The organism is Candidatus Zixiibacteriota bacterium (assembly GCA_040753495.1).
In the GTDB taxonomy this organism is placed as follows: domain Bacteria; phylum Zixibacteria; class MSB-5A5; order GN15; family PGXB01; genus DYGG01.
On sequence record JBFMEF010000094.1, the window covers coordinates 38,736 to 54,972 of the forward strand.

Annotated in this window: 16 protein-coding genes; 14 read left to right on the forward strand and 2 right to left on the reverse strand. The window is 51.9% G+C overall.

What is annotated here, in order from left to right:
• Nucleotides 1-7 precede the first annotated feature (7 nt).
• The 9 genes from AB1690_06175 to AB1690_06215 all read left to right on the forward strand — a co-directional run bounded on the left by AB1690_06175 (nucleotide 8) and on the right by AB1690_06215 (nucleotide 6,809).
• Nucleotides 8-511, forward strand: coding sequence for a chemotaxis protein CheX (locus AB1690_06175; GenBank protein ID MEW6014891.1), 504 nt, complete (start codon nucleotides 8-10; stop codon nucleotides 509-511).
• Nucleotides 489-860 (forward strand): response regulator, encoded by a 372-nt coding sequence (locus AB1690_06180; GenBank protein ID MEW6014892.1) that lies wholly within the window; start codon nucleotides 489-491, stop codon nucleotides 858-860. Before AB1690_06175 ends, AB1690_06180 begins: the two co-directional genes overlap by 23 nt.
• Before the next feature lie 48 nt (nucleotides 861-908).
• The gene (locus AB1690_06185) at nucleotides 909-1,712 is read left to right on the forward strand and encodes a protein-glutamate O-methyltransferase CheR (protein ID MEW6014893.1); all 804 of its coding nucleotides are present in this window, start codon (nucleotides 909-911) and stop codon (nucleotides 1,710-1,712) included.
• 2 nt (nucleotides 1,713-1,714) lie between these two features.
• Nucleotides 1,715-2,194 (forward strand): chemotaxis protein CheD, encoded by a 480-nt coding sequence (locus tag AB1690_06190; GenBank protein MEW6014894.1) that lies wholly within the window; start codon nucleotides 1,715-1,717, stop codon nucleotides 2,192-2,194.
• Entirely contained in the window at nucleotides 2,191-3,072 is an 882-nt protein-coding gene (locus AB1690_06195; protein MEW6014895.1) for an HDOD domain-containing protein, read from the forward strand. The genes AB1690_06190 and AB1690_06195 overlap by 4 nt, the downstream gene beginning before the upstream one ends.
• Nucleotides 3,072-3,464, forward strand: a complete 393-nt coding sequence (locus tag AB1690_06200) for a response regulator (protein MEW6014896.1) — start codon at nucleotides 3,072-3,074, stop codon at nucleotides 3,462-3,464. Before AB1690_06195 ends, AB1690_06200 begins: the two co-directional genes overlap by 1 nt.
• Entirely contained in the window at nucleotides 3,451-3,948 is a 498-nt protein-coding gene (locus AB1690_06205; GenBank protein MEW6014897.1) for a chemotaxis protein CheX, read from the forward strand. Before AB1690_06200 ends, AB1690_06205 begins: the two co-directional genes overlap by 14 nt.
• Nucleotides 3,923-4,939, forward strand: coding sequence for a chemotaxis response regulator protein-glutamate methylesterase (locus AB1690_06210; protein ID MEW6014898.1), 1,017 nt, complete (start codon nucleotides 3,923-3,925; stop codon nucleotides 4,937-4,939). Before AB1690_06205 ends, AB1690_06210 begins: the two co-directional genes overlap by 26 nt.
• Nucleotides 4,940-5,414: 475 nt before the next feature.
• Nucleotides 5,415-6,809, forward strand: coding sequence for a class II fumarate hydratase (locus AB1690_06215; GenBank protein MEW6014899.1), 1,395 nt, complete (start codon nucleotides 5,415-5,417; stop codon nucleotides 6,807-6,809).
• Nucleotides 6,810-6,898: 89 nt separating this feature from the next.
• Here the strand turns inward: AB1690_06215 and AB1690_06220 are convergent, their stop codons facing one another.
• Nucleotides 6,899-7,273, reverse strand: coding sequence for a hypothetical protein (locus AB1690_06220; GenBank protein MEW6014900.1), 375 nt, complete (start codon nucleotides 7,271-7,273; stop codon nucleotides 6,899-6,901).
• Nucleotides 7,274-7,395: 122 nt separating this feature from the next.
• A complete protein-coding gene (locus AB1690_06225) occupies nucleotides 7,396-9,936 on the reverse strand; it encodes a SpoIIE family protein phosphatase (protein MEW6014901.1) in 2,541 nt (846 codons plus the stop codon).
• Between the two features lie 201 nt (nucleotides 9,937-10,137).
• Here AB1690_06225 and AB1690_06230 point away from each other — a divergent pair, with 201 nt between their 5' ends.
• The 5 genes from AB1690_06230 to AB1690_06250 form a co-directional block, all read left to right on the forward strand.
• Nucleotides 10,138-10,989: a 3-hydroxybutyryl-CoA dehydrogenase gene (locus AB1690_06230; GenBank protein ID MEW6014902.1), complete on the forward strand. Its 852-nt coding sequence runs from the start codon at nucleotides 10,138-10,140 to the stop codon at nucleotides 10,987-10,989.
• 12 nt (nucleotides 10,990-11,001) lie between these two features.
• Nucleotides 11,002-11,781 carry an enoyl-CoA hydratase-related protein gene (locus AB1690_06235; protein ID MEW6014903.1) on the forward strand — a complete coding sequence of 260 codons (780 nt, stop codon included), beginning with the start codon at nucleotides 11,002-11,004 and terminating at the stop codon, nucleotides 11,779-11,781.
• Between the two features lie 276 nt (nucleotides 11,782-12,057).
• Nucleotides 12,058-12,483 (forward strand): nuclear transport factor 2 family protein, encoded by a 426-nt coding sequence (locus AB1690_06240; protein ID MEW6014904.1) that lies wholly within the window; start codon nucleotides 12,058-12,060, stop codon nucleotides 12,481-12,483.
• Nucleotides 12,484-12,550: 67 nt separating this feature from the next.
• Nucleotides 12,551-13,195, forward strand: coding sequence for a LysE family transporter (locus tag AB1690_06245; GenBank protein ID MEW6014905.1), 645 nt, complete (start codon nucleotides 12,551-12,553; stop codon nucleotides 13,193-13,195).
• A 183-nt stretch (nucleotides 13,196-13,378) separates the two neighbouring features.
• On the forward strand, nucleotides 13,379-16,237 hold a 2,859-nt coding region (locus AB1690_06250), incomplete at its 3' end, for a DNA polymerase III subunit alpha (GenBank protein ID MEW6014906.1).

The window sequence follows — 16,237 nt, forward strand, 5'->3', positions numbered from 1 at the left end:
GGAGCCTATGAAAGCAGAAAATATCAATCCTTTTATCCTGTCGGTGACAGAAACTTTTGAGCATATGCTGGATTGCCGTCTGGAGTCGGGAGCGCCGACCTGTGTTCCCGAGGAAAGTCACCAGCCCGACATTATCGGGGTGATTGGCTTGTCCGGTACCGCCCAGGGAATAGTCGCTTTGAAACTTCCGGTCAGCACCGCCCTGGCGGTGGTGGGCAAGATGATTGGCGCCGAACTGCGCAGTGTCGATACCTCGATAATCGATGGCGTCGGGGAACTGGTCAATATCATTGCCGGTAACGCCAAAGTCAAATTTGCCGGGCATTCCATCTCCCTAAGTCTTCCCACGGTTGTCCGGGGGAGTATCTATAAGTTGAACAATCTCAGCAATACAGTCTGGCTGACCGTTCCGTTCAAGAGCGAACTGGGCGATTTTGCCGTTTCGGTATGCTTCAAGGCGGAAGTGGCATCAAAGGAGGAGGCAACTCATGCAAGTGTTAGTCGTGGATGATTCCCAAATAATGCGCAAGATAATCATGGGCGCCCTTAAAAAGCTCGGCGTGAATGACATCGTGGAGGCCTCAAACGGGCAGGAGGCGGTGGAGATGCTGGTCAAGCCGAGCGATATCGGGCTGGTGCTGATGGATTGGAATATGCCGACTATGACCGGCATCGAAGCGGTGAAGAAACTTCGCTCCGACAGAGTCACCGTTCCGGTGGTTATGGTGACAACTGAAGCGGAGAAAGAAAAAGTGATGGAGGCAATTAAATCCGGAGCCAACGATTACCTGATAAAACCCTTCAATCCCAAGGATATTCAAGGCAAGCTGGAAAAATTCCTTCCGGCTCAAAAAGGATGAATCAGGCGACCGGAAACGGCTGCCGCCAGAAAATCGACGGACGAGGCTATGAAGACGGCGACATTTGAACTGATCAGAAAAATCGTATATGACAAATCCGGCATCTGTCTCGGTGACAATAAACTGGCTCTGGTGCGGGCGCGCATTGCCAAGCGGATGCGGGCGCTCAAAATCAGCGACTACAGCCATTATCTTGACCATGTTATCGGTGACGAGAGCGGTGTCGAAATCCAGCTGATGCTGGATGCCATTTCAACCAATGTCACCAGCTTCTACCGGGAACCGGCGCATTTTGATTTTCTGAACCTGGTTGTGACCGGCTGGATAGAAAAGGGCGCCCGGCAACTGCGCTTCTGGTCGGCGGCCTCTTCCACCGGCGAAGAACCGTACACGATGTCAATCGAACTGGCGGAGATTATTGAAAATCGCCCGGTTGATGCCAAAATTTTGGCTACTGATATTTCCACCAAGGTTATCCGCCAGTCACTGCACGGCTGTTACTCCGAGGAAAGAATCGCTCCGGTGCCGGAGAACCTGCGACGAAAGTACTTTGTCAGGCAGGGGACAAACGGCAATTCCGGCTATGCCGTGGGGGAAAAACTGCGACAGATGGTAGTTTTCAGGCAGTTTAATCTCGCCTCTTTTCCGTATCCGATACAGGGCCCTCTCGATATGATATTCTGCCGCAATGTAATGATATACTTTGACCGGAAGATACGGGGCAGAATGGTGGATGAATTCTGCCGGATACTCCGGTCCGGAGGTTACCTGATTGTCGGGCATGCTGAAAGCATAACTGGAATGGCAAAAGGGCTCAAATGCCTTAAGCCGTCAATTTATATAAAGGAATAATAATGGGGCTTCAGGTTGTCGGCATCTCGGAAATCAAGATATCATGCAGCCCCGACGATATTCTAATTACCTATTCTCTGGGGTCATGCATCGGGGTAGCGGCGTACGACCCGGTTACGCGGGTCGGGGGGATGATACATTATATGCTTCCGTTATCTCAAATTTCTCCGGAAAAAGCGGCCGGCAAGCCGGGAATGTTTGCCGATACCGGCGTGCCGGAGCTCTTTCGCGAGATGCTTGCCTGCGGAGCCGCCAAGGAGCGCCTGATAGTGAAAGTCGCCGGCGGCGCCCAGCTGATGGACCAGAATAAGTTCTTTAATATCGGCGAAAGAAACTTCTTGATATTGAGAAAGATTCTCTGGAAAAATAATATCCTGATAAAAGGCAGCGACGTCGGCGGTGTCATCTCCAGAACCCTGCGCTTCGAACTGGAAACAGGAAAAGTAACCGTCAAGTCGGTCAATGGGGAGGCGGAATTATGAATAAGAAAGAGCTTATTGTGTCAAGGATATCCTCTTTTCCGACTCTGCCGGTAATGACGCATAGACTACTCAAGGCTCTCAACGACCCGGAGAATGCCGCCGCGGAAATAGCCCGAATCATTCAGATTGACCCGGCTCTCACCGCCAACGTGCTCAAAGCCGCCAATTCCTCTTACCTGGGATTCCGCCGTCCGGCAAATTCCCTCTCCGAGGCGACTTTCCGTCTCGGCACTAAGTGGATATTCCAGATCGCCGTATCATCGCTCATCTATTCTAATCTTAATCGTCCCGCCGCCGGTTACGACATGAGCGGCGAAGAACTCTGGCGCCATTCCCTGGCGACCGCTCTGATGGCGGAGTCGCTAAGCACTCTCCTCAAAATTCGCGACAGCGGCCTTATCTACACCGCCGCCCTGCTCCACGATATGGGCAAGATTGTCATGGGAGAATTTGTAGCCGATTGCTTCAAAGATATACAGCGAATTATCAGCGAGAAAAATATCTCCTTCGAGCTTGCCGAGGAGGAGATTCTGGGCGTCTCGCATACCGAGATAGGGGCGATGCTTGCTGAATCCTGGCATTTCCCGACGCTCATCATTGACTGCATCAGGTGGCACCATAATCCCGATCTATACTCTCAAAATGAGCCGGCGATTGATGTCGTGCATATCGCCGATGCCACCTGTTTGATGGAAGGGATAGGTCTGGGACGGGATGACCTGCAATACCGTCTGAGCGATAAGGCGGTCACCAGATTGAATCTGAGCAGTAATCTGCTGGAGCTCGCCATAAGTCAAACTTTGCTCAGTCTGGAAGATATCGAAAATATGTTCCGCGAGACGTTGCCGGCGACAAACGTCCGGGAGGTGATGAAATAATGGCTTACAATATTCTGATCGTGGATGATTCCTCGACCATCCGCGCCGTTCTGGTGAAGATATTGAAAATGACGAAGCGGGATATCGGGCAGATTCATGAAGCCGCGGACGGCCGCGAGGCGCTGGTCATCCTGCAAAACAACTGGGTCGACCTGGTTTTGTCGGATATCAATATGCCGGTAATGTCCGGCGTGGAGCTTATCAATGTCATGTCCCGGGACCCGCTTCTGAAGGAAATCCCGGTGGTGGTGATATCGACCGACGGCAGCAGCGCCCGGATTGAGGACTTGAAGAAAAAAGGGGTCAAAGAATATATTCGAAAGCCATTCACCCCGGAGACTATTGGCGGGATAATTGATAAAATAATGGGAGTCACCGATGAAAAATCCTGAATATACCGAGGCGCTTCGGGAAGTTATCAGCGCCGTTATGGAGCAGACCGCTTTTATGTTTCCGGAGCCGGCTGGTCTGGAAGATGGATTCACCTTTGATGAGTTCGAAGTGGTCCTTGTTACCCTCCGTTTCAGCGGGGACCGTGAGGGAGAAATGTCGCTGGTGGTTCCCGTTGAACTCTGCCACGAACTATCAGCCAATATTCTGGGCGAAGAGAAAGCTGACGAAATCAACCGGGATAAATGCGCTGACGCAGCTAAGGAGATGCTCAATATTATAACGGGGCAGATGCTGACACGTCTTTTCGGCGACGGGGCGCTCTTTAATCTTTCCGCCCCTGTCTGTAAAGAGCCGGCGCAGGAGGAATTTTTTGCCGCCCTTGAAGACAGAGATTACGCCTGCTTCCGAATCGATACTTATCCTGTTATTGCCACTTTCATGATAATGTCAGGGCATTATGTCAATAAAGGTACTGGTAGTTGATGATTCCGCGGTTGTGCGGAAAATATTCTCTGCGGAGCTGTCCCGCGATCCGGAGATTGAAGTGGTGGGCACAGCGCCCGACCCGTATATCGCCCGCGACAAAATTGTCAGTCTCAAGCCGGATGTTCTAACGCTTGACATTGAAATGCCGCGGATGGACGGAATTACCTTCTTGCGGCGGTTAATGAAATATTACCCGATTCCGACAGTGGTGGTTTCGTCCCTTACTCAGCAGGGAGGAGCTCTGGCATTGGAGGCGATAGCGGCTGGAGCTGTCGATGTGATTTGCAAACCGGGAAGCGCCTACACGGTAGGGGATATGTCGGTGGAATTGATAGAGAAAATCAAGGCGGCATCGCATGTCAACCTGGCAAAACAGATGTCGAACAGCGATAGCGAAACAACCCGGCTCTATTTGACCAAGACTACCAGCAAAGTTGTCGCCATTGGCGCCTCCACCGGCGGAACCCAGGCGCTGCAAGCGATACTTTCGTCATTGCCGGCGAACTCTCCGGGAATACTGATAGTGCAGCATATGCCGGAAAACTTCACCCGCTCCTTTGCCGAGCGGCTGAATGAAACCTGCGCCATGGAGGTAAAAGAGGCTTCGGACGGCGATTCCGTTATAACCGGACGGGCCCTGATAGCGCCGGGGAATTTTCATATGATGCTGGCCCGGTCAGGCGCCAATTATTTTGTCCGGATTGCCCGGGGACCGCTGGTAAACCGCCACCGTCCGTCGGTGGAAGTCCTTTTCAAATCGGTCGCCAAATATGCGGGTGGCAATGCTATCGGCGTGATTCTGACCGGCATGGGGGCAGATGGCGCCGAAGGTATTCTGGAGATGAAACAGAACGGCGCCTTTACTATCGCTCAGGATGAAGCCTCATCGGTGGTGTTCGGCATGCCCAAGGAAGCGATTAAGCTGGGCGGGATAGTCAAAATCGAATCGCTGGATAAAATCCCCTCCGAAATTCTCAATCACCTGTAGTCCGCCGGCAGAAAAAAAGGCGGCATTAAGCCGCCTTAATGCGGAAACTCTCCCCTCTTACTTGTGAAGATAACAGTACTTTGCCGGCGGTGAAACCAGCCGCTTGCACTGTTTGCCGTCGCGCGTCTTCGCCACGCAGCGCACCTTCTTGACCGCTTTCTTCATCTTTTTCGCCATGATGGTTCCTCCTGAAGAACGGTTTAGGCTTGCCCCGGAGCGCCGGGGACTGTGACACTGATTATATCAGTGGGTTGATAATATCATAGTAAGCCCCAGGGCTTTTCCTGTCAACTAAAATCATGCATCGCCTCAGTCTATTTATGGTATTTAGCCCTATCTCCGGCGGCACCATTTCGGATTCAACCTTGCAGGCGGGCGCTTCACTTCAAAATTTGGGCTTGACTTCACTACTAACCGGCAATACTCTTCGTAATTATCTTGTTTGAGAATATCAATAATATAGACGGAGGCGTCGATGTCGGACTTTCGAATAGAAACAGATACTTTGGGTGAGGTCAAAGTTCCCGCTGAAGCCTATTACGGAGCGCAGACTCAACGGGCCGTACGGAACTTTCCGATAAGCGGGGTGCGACTGCAGCCGGAATTTGTCCGGGCGCAGGGGATAATCAAGTATGCCGCGGCGAAGGCGAATATGGAAGCCGGCGCCCTGGATAAGAAAATCGGCGCCGCCATTGTCGCCGCTTCGGAGGAAGTAATCTCCGGTAAGCTGAATGAGCAATTTGTGGTGGATGTCTTCCAGGCCGGGGCGGGAACCTCGCAGAATATGAATGCCAATGAGGTCATCGCCAACCGCGCCACCGAAATACTGGGAGGCAAACGGGGTGAGTATAAACTGGTGCATCCTAACGACCATGTCAATATGGCGCAATCGACCAATGACACTATACATGTCGCGATTCATATTGCCGCCGTCGGCGAGACCTGCGGCAAGCTTTTTCCGGCAATCGAAAATCTGCAGGGCTCTCTTGAACTGAAAGCAAAGGAGTTCGACCATATTATCAAGTGCGGGCGGACTCATCTCCAGGATGCCGTCCCGATTCGACTTGGGCAGGAATTCTCCGGATATGCGGCGATGATAGCCAACGATCGGAAACGAATCGAATATGCCCTCGATGGGCTCAAGGAGCTGGTTATCGGCGGCACGGCGGTCGGCACCGGTCTGAATGCCCCCAAAGGGTATAAGAAATATGTCATCAGGTATATCAATGAGAAGAGCGGGCACGATTTCCGCAGCGCCGCTAATATGTTCAAAGCGATGCAGAGCTTCGACGCCGTGGTTTTCTACGCCGGCGCCCTGCGGTCGCTGATAACCAGTCTGAAAAAGGTTGCCGATGACATTCGTCTCCTCGGTTCCGGTCCCCTCACCGGCTTTAATGAACTTCAGCTTCCGGCCGTGCAGCCCGGTTCATCGATTATGCCGGGGAAAGTCAATCCGGTGATGGCGGAAATGCTCAATATGATCTGCTCCCACGCCATGGGCAATGATGCCTGCATCGTCCATGCCGCGCAGGGGGGACAGCTGGAGCTCAACGTCATGATGCCGGTGATTGCCTACAATCTGATTCAGGAGATTCAAATCCTTGCCGGCGGCATGAATGCCTTAGCCGACAACTGCATCAAAGGGCTGAAAGCGAATGAGGAAATCTGCCGCCAGTATGCCGAGAAGAGCACAGCGCTGGCGACCGCCCTTAATCCGATAATTGGGTATCATCACGCCGCCAAGCTGGCGCAACAGGCATTCAAAGAAAATCGCACCGTGCGGGAACTGGCAATGGAACAGAAAGTGGCCGATAAGGCTGCTCTGGATAATGCGCTCGACCTGCGCCGAATGACCGAAAGCCCTGAATAAAAATCAAAGGTCAGATTCCAGGAGAACCTGACCTTATCGATTTTTGACGGTCGGCAATCATCTGCCGTCAATTAGAATCTGTGGACTGCTTACCGCGCTACCGGAGTTGTCGTCTCGGAGCGGTGGCTGATGCTTTTGCGCACCCATTCCGAGGTCCAGCGGGTATTTTCTTCTATCGCCAGGAAGACTTTTATCGCCTCGGCGAATGCCAGAAGAAACAGCACTGTTATGGCGCCGGTGAGAGCCATAAAGAGCACCCAGAGCACACCCAGTGAGCCGTAAAAAGTCAGAAGCTGCGAGGTCAGAAGAGAAACCGTTCCGAATGCGAAAGCAACTCCCGTTATCACGGCGACAATGGTAATGATAATGGACATTGTTCTCAAGGCCTTAAAGCGCGTATCCCAATTGCTTCTGACGGCAATCCTATTTTCCGTATTGCTGCTGTCATTAAATTCCGGTGTCATAGTACCTCCGCAGGATTAAAGATTGACCGGGATTGAATTATATGTACTATTATCGGCTGTTTTCAGCGGTTAAATGAATGAAAAGGGGTCACCCCACGATACCTGCTTGCCCGCAAACAGCGTTACTGTACTTTAGCCGCCAGCAGGGTAAAATCATCAGCGAGCGGTTTATTGCCGGCAAATCGAGCCACTTCCTCTTCCAACAGCTGCAGCAAACGCTCCGGCGGCTGTTCAATATTTGCACAGAGGAATTTCTTGATTCGTTCTTCGCCAAACATTTCATCGCCGGCATTAGTCGATTCACTCAGACCGTCCGTGTACATGAAAAGTATATCACCACTGTACAGGTTCACGACCGCCTCCTCATAGACCATCTCCGGCACCGCGCCCAGCAGGATGCCGCCGGATAGCAATTCCTCACATTTTTGCCCTCGACGCGCCACCAGCGGGGGATTGTGTCCGGCGTTGACATATTTGAGAGTCTTTGTCTGTGGGTCAAAAAGGGCTACGAAGAAAGTAATAAATTGCTCCGGCTGGGAATTGCGGTGTATCAAGCGATTGATTTTGGCGACGATTTCCGCCAGGCTGATATTGCTGCCGGTATCTCCATAATCAGTGGCGACCCCGACCGCGGTCCGCAGCGACGCCTGCACATTGGACATCAGCAATGCCGCTCCCGCCCCCTTACCGGAAACATCGCCAATCGCCAGCACCGTGCGCGCCGCATCATGTTCGATAACGTCATAATAATCGCCGGCGACCTCGGTGCAGAAACGGCTGCGGGCCGCGATGAGAAGTCCCGGACGAACAGGAATCGTCTGCGGCAACATCCCTTCCTGCACCCGTCGGGCAATCGACATCTCCGCTTCCAGCCGTTTCTTCTCGGCGCTTTCTTCGAGCAACGTGATATTCTCTGCCGCCACCGCTGTCTGATACGCCAGCGATTTGAGAATCTCCATATCGGCCGGTTCAAAATCTTTCTTCTCCGACTTAAGGCCGATTCCCAGGAAACCGATCAGTTCCGAGCGGAGCACCATCGGAAGCACCAGCGCCACCTGGTTTCTATCCATCCACTCTCTTTCGGCGGGAGAGAATTCGGTCAAGCGTCCCGCTTCCAGTTCGTCGCGCAAGATCGGACGCCCCACCAGTTTTGATATTTCAGTTATGAAGCGGCTCTCGACCGTGAAAGGAGTCAAATCGCCGTTCCAATGGACAAAATTGCCGCCATCGACCGAACGCAGAACCGGAGTGACGGCATCAACTTTAAGAGCTATACGGAATCGGTTTTCCAGTTCCTTCCAGAAGGCATCCTTATCGGTGGTTGATAGTGATTGCCGCAGGTAGTCGTTAAGCATTTCGCGCAGTCTCACCCGTTCCGGGAAAATCCATCTTTCGAGTAGTGAAGAGAGTCTCTTCTGGGTCGGCGCGAATCCGACCGCCAGCGCCAGGGCTACGAAGAGGACCGGCGTGCGGCTTTCGATGCCGGCAAACTCCAGGAATATCTCGCTGAAAAAATAGATAAAGACATAAAAGGCGGTCAGCAAAAATAAGGTTACCAGGAAATGACGAGTTCCGCGGCGAATTCGGCCTTCCACCTCCAACAGGCGATATTTCCCGAAAGCATATGCAAAAGACAAAGGCGAGAGAAGCAGCACCAGGAAAATGGCGATGAGAATTCCAATTATAACTATTTGAGGCTGCTGGCGCACCCAATCGGCGGCAAAGAGGGCAAGAATCGGGAGAACCAGAAGCCCGCTCATTCCGGCGCCGGTTCCCCAGAGCACCAGACGAATCTGCCGCTTTTCCATCGGTTCCCTGGTGCGGGCATAGTTTCTCCCCAGGAAGTAGAAGCCGAGCCCTATTTGAAGTCCGATCAGTGACAGTATTATATAACCCAGCTGACTTCTTTCTATAAAATTGGCGACAATGAGGAGCAAGCTCAAAGGCGCATAAATAGTGGCATATGTTGCCGCGGAATATTTCTGCACAAAGCTTCTGGGGCTGGGAAAGAGTATCTGGAGATTGAGCCAGAACGCTCCGAAAAAAATAGCGAAAATTCCAAGATAGCTCAAAATGCCGGACAGCAAAGGGATATCAAATGAGGCAAAACCGTCCATCTCCATCCGGACGCCGGTAATGGTAAAGCTGCCCATGGCAAAGCAGAAAAGCGCCAGGGCGCGGACCGCGCCGGAATCGGAACGTTTCAAAAAAGCCCAGATACCTACCGTTAGGTACGATAGCGATATCAGCAAGCGCAGCATAATCAGCGCTCCGATGCTGTAAAACTGCTCAGCCGATGATTCATGAGTGCGAATTATTGCGCTGATGGTATCGCCGGCGTGCTTAAATGATATTGGAACTTCCCGTCCCAGGGGAGCCGTTCTGTTGAATGTACGGCTCCATATTCCCGGCAGAGCCGCCGAATCGCCGATGGTGAGAATGGTGTCGCCCAAAGAAGGGTACGGCGCCGTCACAAAGTCGCTGGTGTCAATGCTCTGAAAGATTATGGCGCTGTCTCCGGCCGCGGCAACATCGCTTCCTGCCACTCCGGAAATCTTGAAGTTGACCAGGATGGTGGCTTCACGGGTATAGTAGAGTCCGAATATCAGAACCAGAAGCCCGGCGATGATATAGATTAGAATCTTAATCAATCTCGGAAACATGATATCAATTATACTATAATTGCGGAGACTTATTGTCGCAAAATATAACACTGGGGAAAGTCTCTGGCAATCGAGAAATCGCACGATGATATCGGCAAAGAGGTAACAGCGGGGTATTGACCTTATCTCGAGGCTTCCGTATATTGAGCCGGAATATAATGTACAGTCAATCAATATTCATTTCATAATTGGGAGACCTCCATGATAAAGAAAGTAGGCGTAGTAGGGCTGGGGCAGATGGGCAGCGGTATCGCGCAGGTAGCGGCGCAAGCCGGGTTTGCGGTGCTGGCGACCGATGCCAGCGATGAGATTATCAGCCGCGGCATCAAAAACATCACCAGGCAGCTGGATAAGGCGATTGAAAAAGGGAAACTTGATGCCGCCGGAAAAGAAAAAATCCTCGGCAATATCAAGACAACTGGGGAACTGCGCGATTTCGCCGATTGCGACCTGATAATCGAAGCGATTATCGAGAATATGACGGCGAAAAAAGAGATTTTTGCCGAACTAGACAAAACCTGCAAAGCGGAAACGATTCTGGCATCAAATACATCGTCACTGCCGATAGGCGACCTGGCGTCGGTCACCAAACGGCGCGACCGATTTGTCGGACTGCATTTTTTCAATCCCGTTCCGGTGATGAAACTGGTGGAAGTGGTCAAGACACTGGATACGTCGGAGGAGACTTTCAATACCGCCTTCGAATTCGCCAGAGCGGTCGGCAAATCGCCGGTAAAAGCAAAGGATACGCCGGGTTTTATCGTCAATGTCCTCTTGATTCCGTATCTGCTCGATGCCATTCGGCAGTATGAAAACGGGCTGGCCTCGCGCGAAGATATCGACAACGGTATGATGCTCGGCTGCGGGCATCCGATGGGACCGCTTACATTGACCGATTTCATCGGTCTCGATACGACTCTTTATATCGCGGATATCTTTTTTGAGGAATTCAAAGACAGCCGTTACGCCGCGCCGCCGCTCTTGAGACGAATGGTCAACGCCGGATATCTCGGCAAGAAAACGGGACGTGGATTTTATGAGTATATCAAATAATCGGGAGAAAAGATGGAATATAAGAACATCGTAGTTAAATTCGAAGAGGGGGTAGCGGTGATAACGATGAACCGCGAAAAAGCGCTCAATGCCCTCAACGATGAGACGGTCGCTGAGCTGCAGTCGTTTTTCCGACACCACTGGATGGATGAATCGTTCGGATGCGTTATAATTACCGGCGCCGGCAAGGCGTTTGTCGCCGGGGCGGATATTGCGGAACTGGCGCAGTGCGATGTCAAGAAAGCGCTTAAGAAATCGATGCTGGGGATTTATCTGACCAAGACGATTGAGAATTTTCCCAAGCCGGTCATTGCGGCGGTGAACGGTTTCGCCCTCGGCGGCGGATGCGAACTGGCGATGGCTTGCGATATTCGGCTGGCATCGGACAAGGCGAAATTCGGCCAGCCGGAAGTCAATCTCGGCCTCATCCCGGGATACGGCGGCACCCAGCGACTGGCGCGTCTGGTCGGCAGAGGAAAGGCGAAGCAGTTGATTTTCACCGGCGAGATGGTTGACGCCAATGAAGCGAAACGGATTGGTTTGGTTGAAGAGGTCTATCCGGCCGAGGAACTGATGACTAAAGCGATGGAGATGGCGCGCCTGATAATTTCCAAAGCCCCGATTGCGGTGGCGACGGCGAAAGAATGTATTAACCGCGGTCTTGATGTCAATCTATCGGCCGGCCTTGAATACGAGAGGATGGGATTCGGCACGATTTACGGCACCGAAGATTCTATGGAAGGGATGAAAGCGTTTTTGGAGAAACGGAAGGCGGAGTTTAAGGGGAAATAGGTTTAACCGTAAATCACCTGAAGAAGGCTTCTTTTCTGAGAAGCCTTTTTCTGTGCGCGGCAGATCTCCTCATCTGCCCGTTTTTCTCAATTCCGCGCTCGAGTCTGCCGCAAGCGGGATTCAGATATACCGCGGGCGGTAAGCCTTCTATTTCACAAAATCTATTGACTTATCTATTTAGCAAGGTAGTTTTACCTTATTATCGACACCGGCGAATTCCCTGACCATAGACTAAAAACCAAGAGTCTGTAATTCTTACACAGATGGGAGGATGCTATGATAGGTGCAATAATTGCCAGAAAAGCGATTGCCGGCGCCTTTGAGGCGCTCAATAATCATGATCTGGAGAAATTTATGTCGGCCTGGAGTGACGAGGCTACTTTTGTTTACCCGGGGGAGATTCCTCAAAGCGGCACTTTCAGAGGAAAAAATGCCGTGGAAGGCTGGTTTAAGGGGTTCTTTGAACAGTTTCCCAAAATCAGGTTTGTCGTAAAGGATATCGGCGTCAAGAATATTTTTGCTTTGGGCGGCAGTAATGTCATTTCGGCGCGCTGGGATATATATCTTACCAATCGTACCGGTCGGGAAGGAAAGAACGCTGGCGTAACGGTAATAACCGTTAAGGGGGGCAAGGTGACGGGTGCAATAGACTACATCTTCGATTTGGGTGACAATTTCAAGATGAATTGGGGCGCCAAATAGGTGAAGTCTCAGCTGTATCAAAAACCTGACTTGAAAACAGGGTCATCTTCTTCGTAAATTATACGCCATGGAACTTCTGACCCTCTTTTTCACCTCTTTTATTGTCGGGTTTTCGGGGGCGATGATGCCTGGCCCGCTTCTGGCAGTCGATATCGCCCAGACCCCGGCCAAAGGAGCCCGCACCGGACCGATTCTAACCGGCGGCCATGCCATCGCGGAAGTTGCCGTAGTGGTTCTGCTGTCGGTCGGACTCGCCACACTTGTGGCCGAAAACAAGGCGATTACCAGCGGTATCGGGATTGTCGGCGGGGGGATGCTGATTCTTATGGGAATCGGCATGCTCTATGACCTTCTCAAAGCCCGGCTGAAAGCATCTGAAGGGACCGCCGAAGCCCGTCATGCCGGCAGACTGGTCTTTGACGGTATCATCACCTCACTTTCCAATCCGTACTGGTTTGTCTGGTGGGCGACCACCGGCTCCGCCTTCCTGCTCAAGTCGCTCAAGCATGGTCCGGTGGTCGGTCCGACCGTGTTTTATTTCGGGCATATTCTTTCCGACCTGGTCTGGTACAGTTTTGTGAGCATTCTTATCTGGAAAGGGCGGAGGCTGATTGTCGGAACGGGATATAAGATTCTCATTGGGATCTGTGCGTTGTTTTTACTTTATCTGGGGGGAGTGTTTATTTATGACGGTATCACCGGTGCGATCTGAACCGGTTGAGTGTCGTTAGGCAGTTCAAGTTCTCGTCTTCTAACAGATTCCAGATTTGCAATTAAAATCGCAAGTCTGCCAAAAATATATTTTCAAAACTGACTTTTCTCATTCTGAAAAAATCGTTAAATTATTGGAGTCTTCGCAATCAGTAGGATGCTTTGACAGAGATTTAAGGGTGTTATGAAATTCGCCAATTTTGTTCATTTACATACACATAGCCAGTACTCGCTTCTGGACGGCGCCTGTCAGCTCGATGCCGCCATCGAACTGGCGCGCCAGTTCAAAATGCCGGCTCTGGCCATAACCGACCATGGCAATCTTTTCGGGGCGGCGGAGTTTTATAAGAAGGCGACCAAAGCCGGTATCAAGCCGATTATCGGTATCGAAGCTTATGTCGCCGCCGGAAGCCGCTTTGATAAGAAGCCCTCCGGCACCTATCCTGACGGCGGCTTCCACCTGGTAATTCTCGCCCGCAACAATACCGGTTACAAGAATCTAATTAAGCTCTCATCGACCGGTTTTCTGGAAGGATTCTACCATCGTCCCCGCATCGATAAGGAGATTCTCCGTCAGCATTCCGAGGGCCTCATAGCCCTGTCGGCATGCATGAAGGGCGAAGTGAACTGGAATCTTCTCCAGGGGGAACCGGAGCGGGCAGCCGCTGCTGCAAGAGAGATGAATGAGATTTTCGGCGAGGGGCATTTCTTCCTCGAAATCCAGAATCATGGGCTCGACCGGGAGCAACTTTTGATACCGATGATATATACTATTCATCGGGAGACCGGCATCCCGCTGGTGGCGACCAACGATTGCCATTACCTGCGCCGCGAAGACTGGGAAGCGCACGATGCCCTTCTCTGTATCCAGACCGGAAAATTCGTAAGCGACCGGGACCGGATGCGCTACGATACCGACCAGATTTACTTCAAGTCGCCGGATGAAATGACCCAGCTCTTTGGCGAGTTCCCGGAAGCGATGGAGAATACTATCCGTATCGCCGAAGAATGCAATGTCGAAATAGAGATGGGGAAATTGCATCTGCCTCACTTCCCGATCCCGGACCAGTTTGCCGATGCCGATTCTTACCTGCTTCATCTGTGTGATGAGGGACTGGTTAAGCGTTACGGCAAAAAGACTGATGAACTGCAGAAACGTCTCGATTATGAACTCTCCGTTATCCGGCAGATGGGATATGCCGGTTACTTCCTTATCGTAAAAGATTTCATCGATTATGCCCGTTCCCAAAATATACCGGTTGGTCCCGGGCGCGGCTCAGCCGCCGGCTCACTGGTTTCCTACTGCCTGGGGATAACCAATATCGACCCGATGAAATACTCGCTTCTATTCGAGCGGTTTCTCAACCCCGACCGAATATCGATGCCGGATATCGATATCGATTTTGCCGACCGCGGGCGCGACAAGATAATCGAATATGTAGTGCAGAAATACGGCGAAAGCAATGTCGCCCAGATAATTACTTTTGGCACCCTGGCGGCGCGCGGTGTGGTTCGTGATGTCGGGCGGGTGCTCGGAATGCCGTATTCCGAAGTGGACAAAATCGCCAAGATGGTGCCGTTTGCGGTCGATATGACGCTGGACAAAGCGATGGTGCAGAATCCCGATTTGAAGGCGCTTTACGAGAAAGACCAGCGGATTAAGAAACTGATTGACCTCTCCCGCACGCTGGAAGGGCTGGCGCGACATGCCTCCACCCACGCCGCCGGAGTTGTGATTGCCCCCAAACCGCTGACCGAATATGTCCCGCTCTTCCGGGGGAGCCACGATGAAATCACCACCCAGTTCGATATGACCATGATTGAGGAGATTGGGCTTCTCAAAATGGATTTTCTGGGGCTGCGGACATTGACAGTGATTCAAGATTGTCTCCAGATGGTCAGGGAGAATCATGGCAAGGATATAAATCTTGATGAAATCGATTTGAATGACAAGAAAGTGTATAAACTGTTCTCCCGCGGCGACACCACCGGCATCTTTCAGTTTGAGTCCAGCGGCATGCGCGACTATCTGCGCCGCCTCAGACCGGAGAACCTGACCGACCTGGCGGTGATGAATGCGCTTTATCGTCCCGGACCGCTCGACTCCGGGATGATTAATACCTATATCGAACGGAAAAACGGCAAGAGCCCCGTAACTTTCGAGCATCCCAAACTGGAGAAAATTCTTAAGGAGACTTATGGCGTTATTGTTTTCCAGGAGCAGGTGCTTCAGATAGCGAACTCCCTTGCCGGATACTCCATGGGGAAAGCCGATATTCTGCGGAAAGCGATGGGGAAAAAGATTGCCGACCTGATGGCAGAGCAGAAGCGGGAGTTTCTCGACGGTTGCGCCAGGCAGGGAATCGATTCCAAGATAGCGCATTCGGTCTTTGACCAGATAGAGACATTTGCGCGGTATGGTTTCAACAAAGCCCACTCCACCGGGTACTCGCTGGTGGCGTATCACAGCGCCTACTTGAAGACATACTTTCCTCAGGAATTCATGGCGGCAAGTTTGACTTCGGAGACCGATTCTCCGGACCGAATCTATGTTCTGATGGAAGAGTGCCGTCGGCTCGGCATTACCGTATTGCCCCCGGATGTCAATGAATCGGAGCGAGGATTCAGCGTCCGGGACAAGAAAATCCGTTTCGGGTTACTGGCGGTAAAGAATGTCGGCGAAGCGGCGGTGGAGACCATTATCGAGGCGCGCCGTTCCGGCGGACACTTTGGTTCCATGGCTGATTTTGTCACACGAGTCAATCTGAAACAGGTGAATAAGCGGGTTCTGGAGTCGCTGATTTCAGCAGGGGCGCGCGATTCGCTTCCCGGAAACCGGGCGCAAAAATTCGTCGCCATTGAAGCGATGCTCGATTTTGGACAAAAGGTGGCAATCAGCGGAAACGCCGTTGACCTCTTCTCGGTGGGAGGAGCCCCGGTTAAACGGGCCGAGCCGCAGTTTGAAAATATTCCTGACTGGTCTATCTCTTATAAGTTATCCAGCGAGAAAGAAACGCTGGGATTCTATGTCTCCGGTCATCCT

What these genes read in the sequence shown, in the direction of transcription:
- AB1690_06220 (MEW6014900.1), bottom strand. Translation starts at nt 7,273, where the DNA reads ATGACACCGGAATTTAATGACAGCAGCAATACGGAAAATAGGATTGCC.
- AB1690_06210 (MEW6014898.1), top strand. Translation starts at nt 3,923, where the DNA reads ATGTCAATAAAGGTACTGGTAGTTGATGATTCCGCGGTTGTGCGGAAA.
- AB1690_06185 (MEW6014893.1), top strand. Translation starts at nt 909, where the DNA reads ATGAAGACGGCGACATTTGAACTGATCAGAAAAATCGTATATGACAAA.
- AB1690_06180 (MEW6014892.1), top strand. Translation starts at nt 489, where the DNA reads ATGCAAGTGTTAGTCGTGGATGATTCCCAAATAATGCGCAAGATAATC.
- AB1690_06240 (MEW6014904.1), top strand. Translation starts at nt 12,058, where the DNA reads ATGATAGGTGCAATAATTGCCAGAAAAGCGATTGCCGGCGCCTTTGAG.
- AB1690_06175 (MEW6014891.1), top strand. Translation starts at nt 8, where the DNA reads ATGAAAGCAGAAAATATCAATCCTTTTATCCTGTCGGTGACAGAAACT.
- AB1690_06225 (MEW6014901.1), bottom strand. Translation starts at nt 9,936, where the DNA reads ATGTTTCCGAGATTGATTAAGATTCTAATCTATATCATCGCCGGGCTT.
- AB1690_06235 (MEW6014903.1), top strand. Translation starts at nt 11,002, where the DNA reads ATGGAATATAAGAACATCGTAGTTAAATTCGAAGAGGGGGTAGCGGTG.
- AB1690_06245 (MEW6014905.1), top strand. Translation starts at nt 12,551, where the DNA reads ATGGAACTTCTGACCCTCTTTTTCACCTCTTTTATTGTCGGGTTTTCG.
- AB1690_06230 (MEW6014902.1), top strand. Translation starts at nt 10,138, where the DNA reads ATGATAAAGAAAGTAGGCGTAGTAGGGCTGGGGCAGATGGGCAGCGGT.
- AB1690_06190 (MEW6014894.1), top strand. Translation starts at nt 1,715, where the DNA reads ATGGGGCTTCAGGTTGTCGGCATCTCGGAAATCAAGATATCATGCAGC.
- AB1690_06205 (MEW6014897.1), top strand. Translation starts at nt 3,451, where the DNA reads ATGAAAAATCCTGAATATACCGAGGCGCTTCGGGAAGTTATCAGCGCC.
- AB1690_06195 (MEW6014895.1), top strand. Translation starts at nt 2,191, where the DNA reads ATGAATAAGAAAGAGCTTATTGTGTCAAGGATATCCTCTTTTCCGACT.
- AB1690_06200 (MEW6014896.1), top strand. Translation starts at nt 3,072, where the DNA reads ATGGCTTACAATATTCTGATCGTGGATGATTCCTCGACCATCCGCGCC.
- AB1690_06215 (MEW6014899.1), top strand. Translation starts at nt 5,415, where the DNA reads ATGTCGGACTTTCGAATAGAAACAGATACTTTGGGTGAGGTCAAAGTT.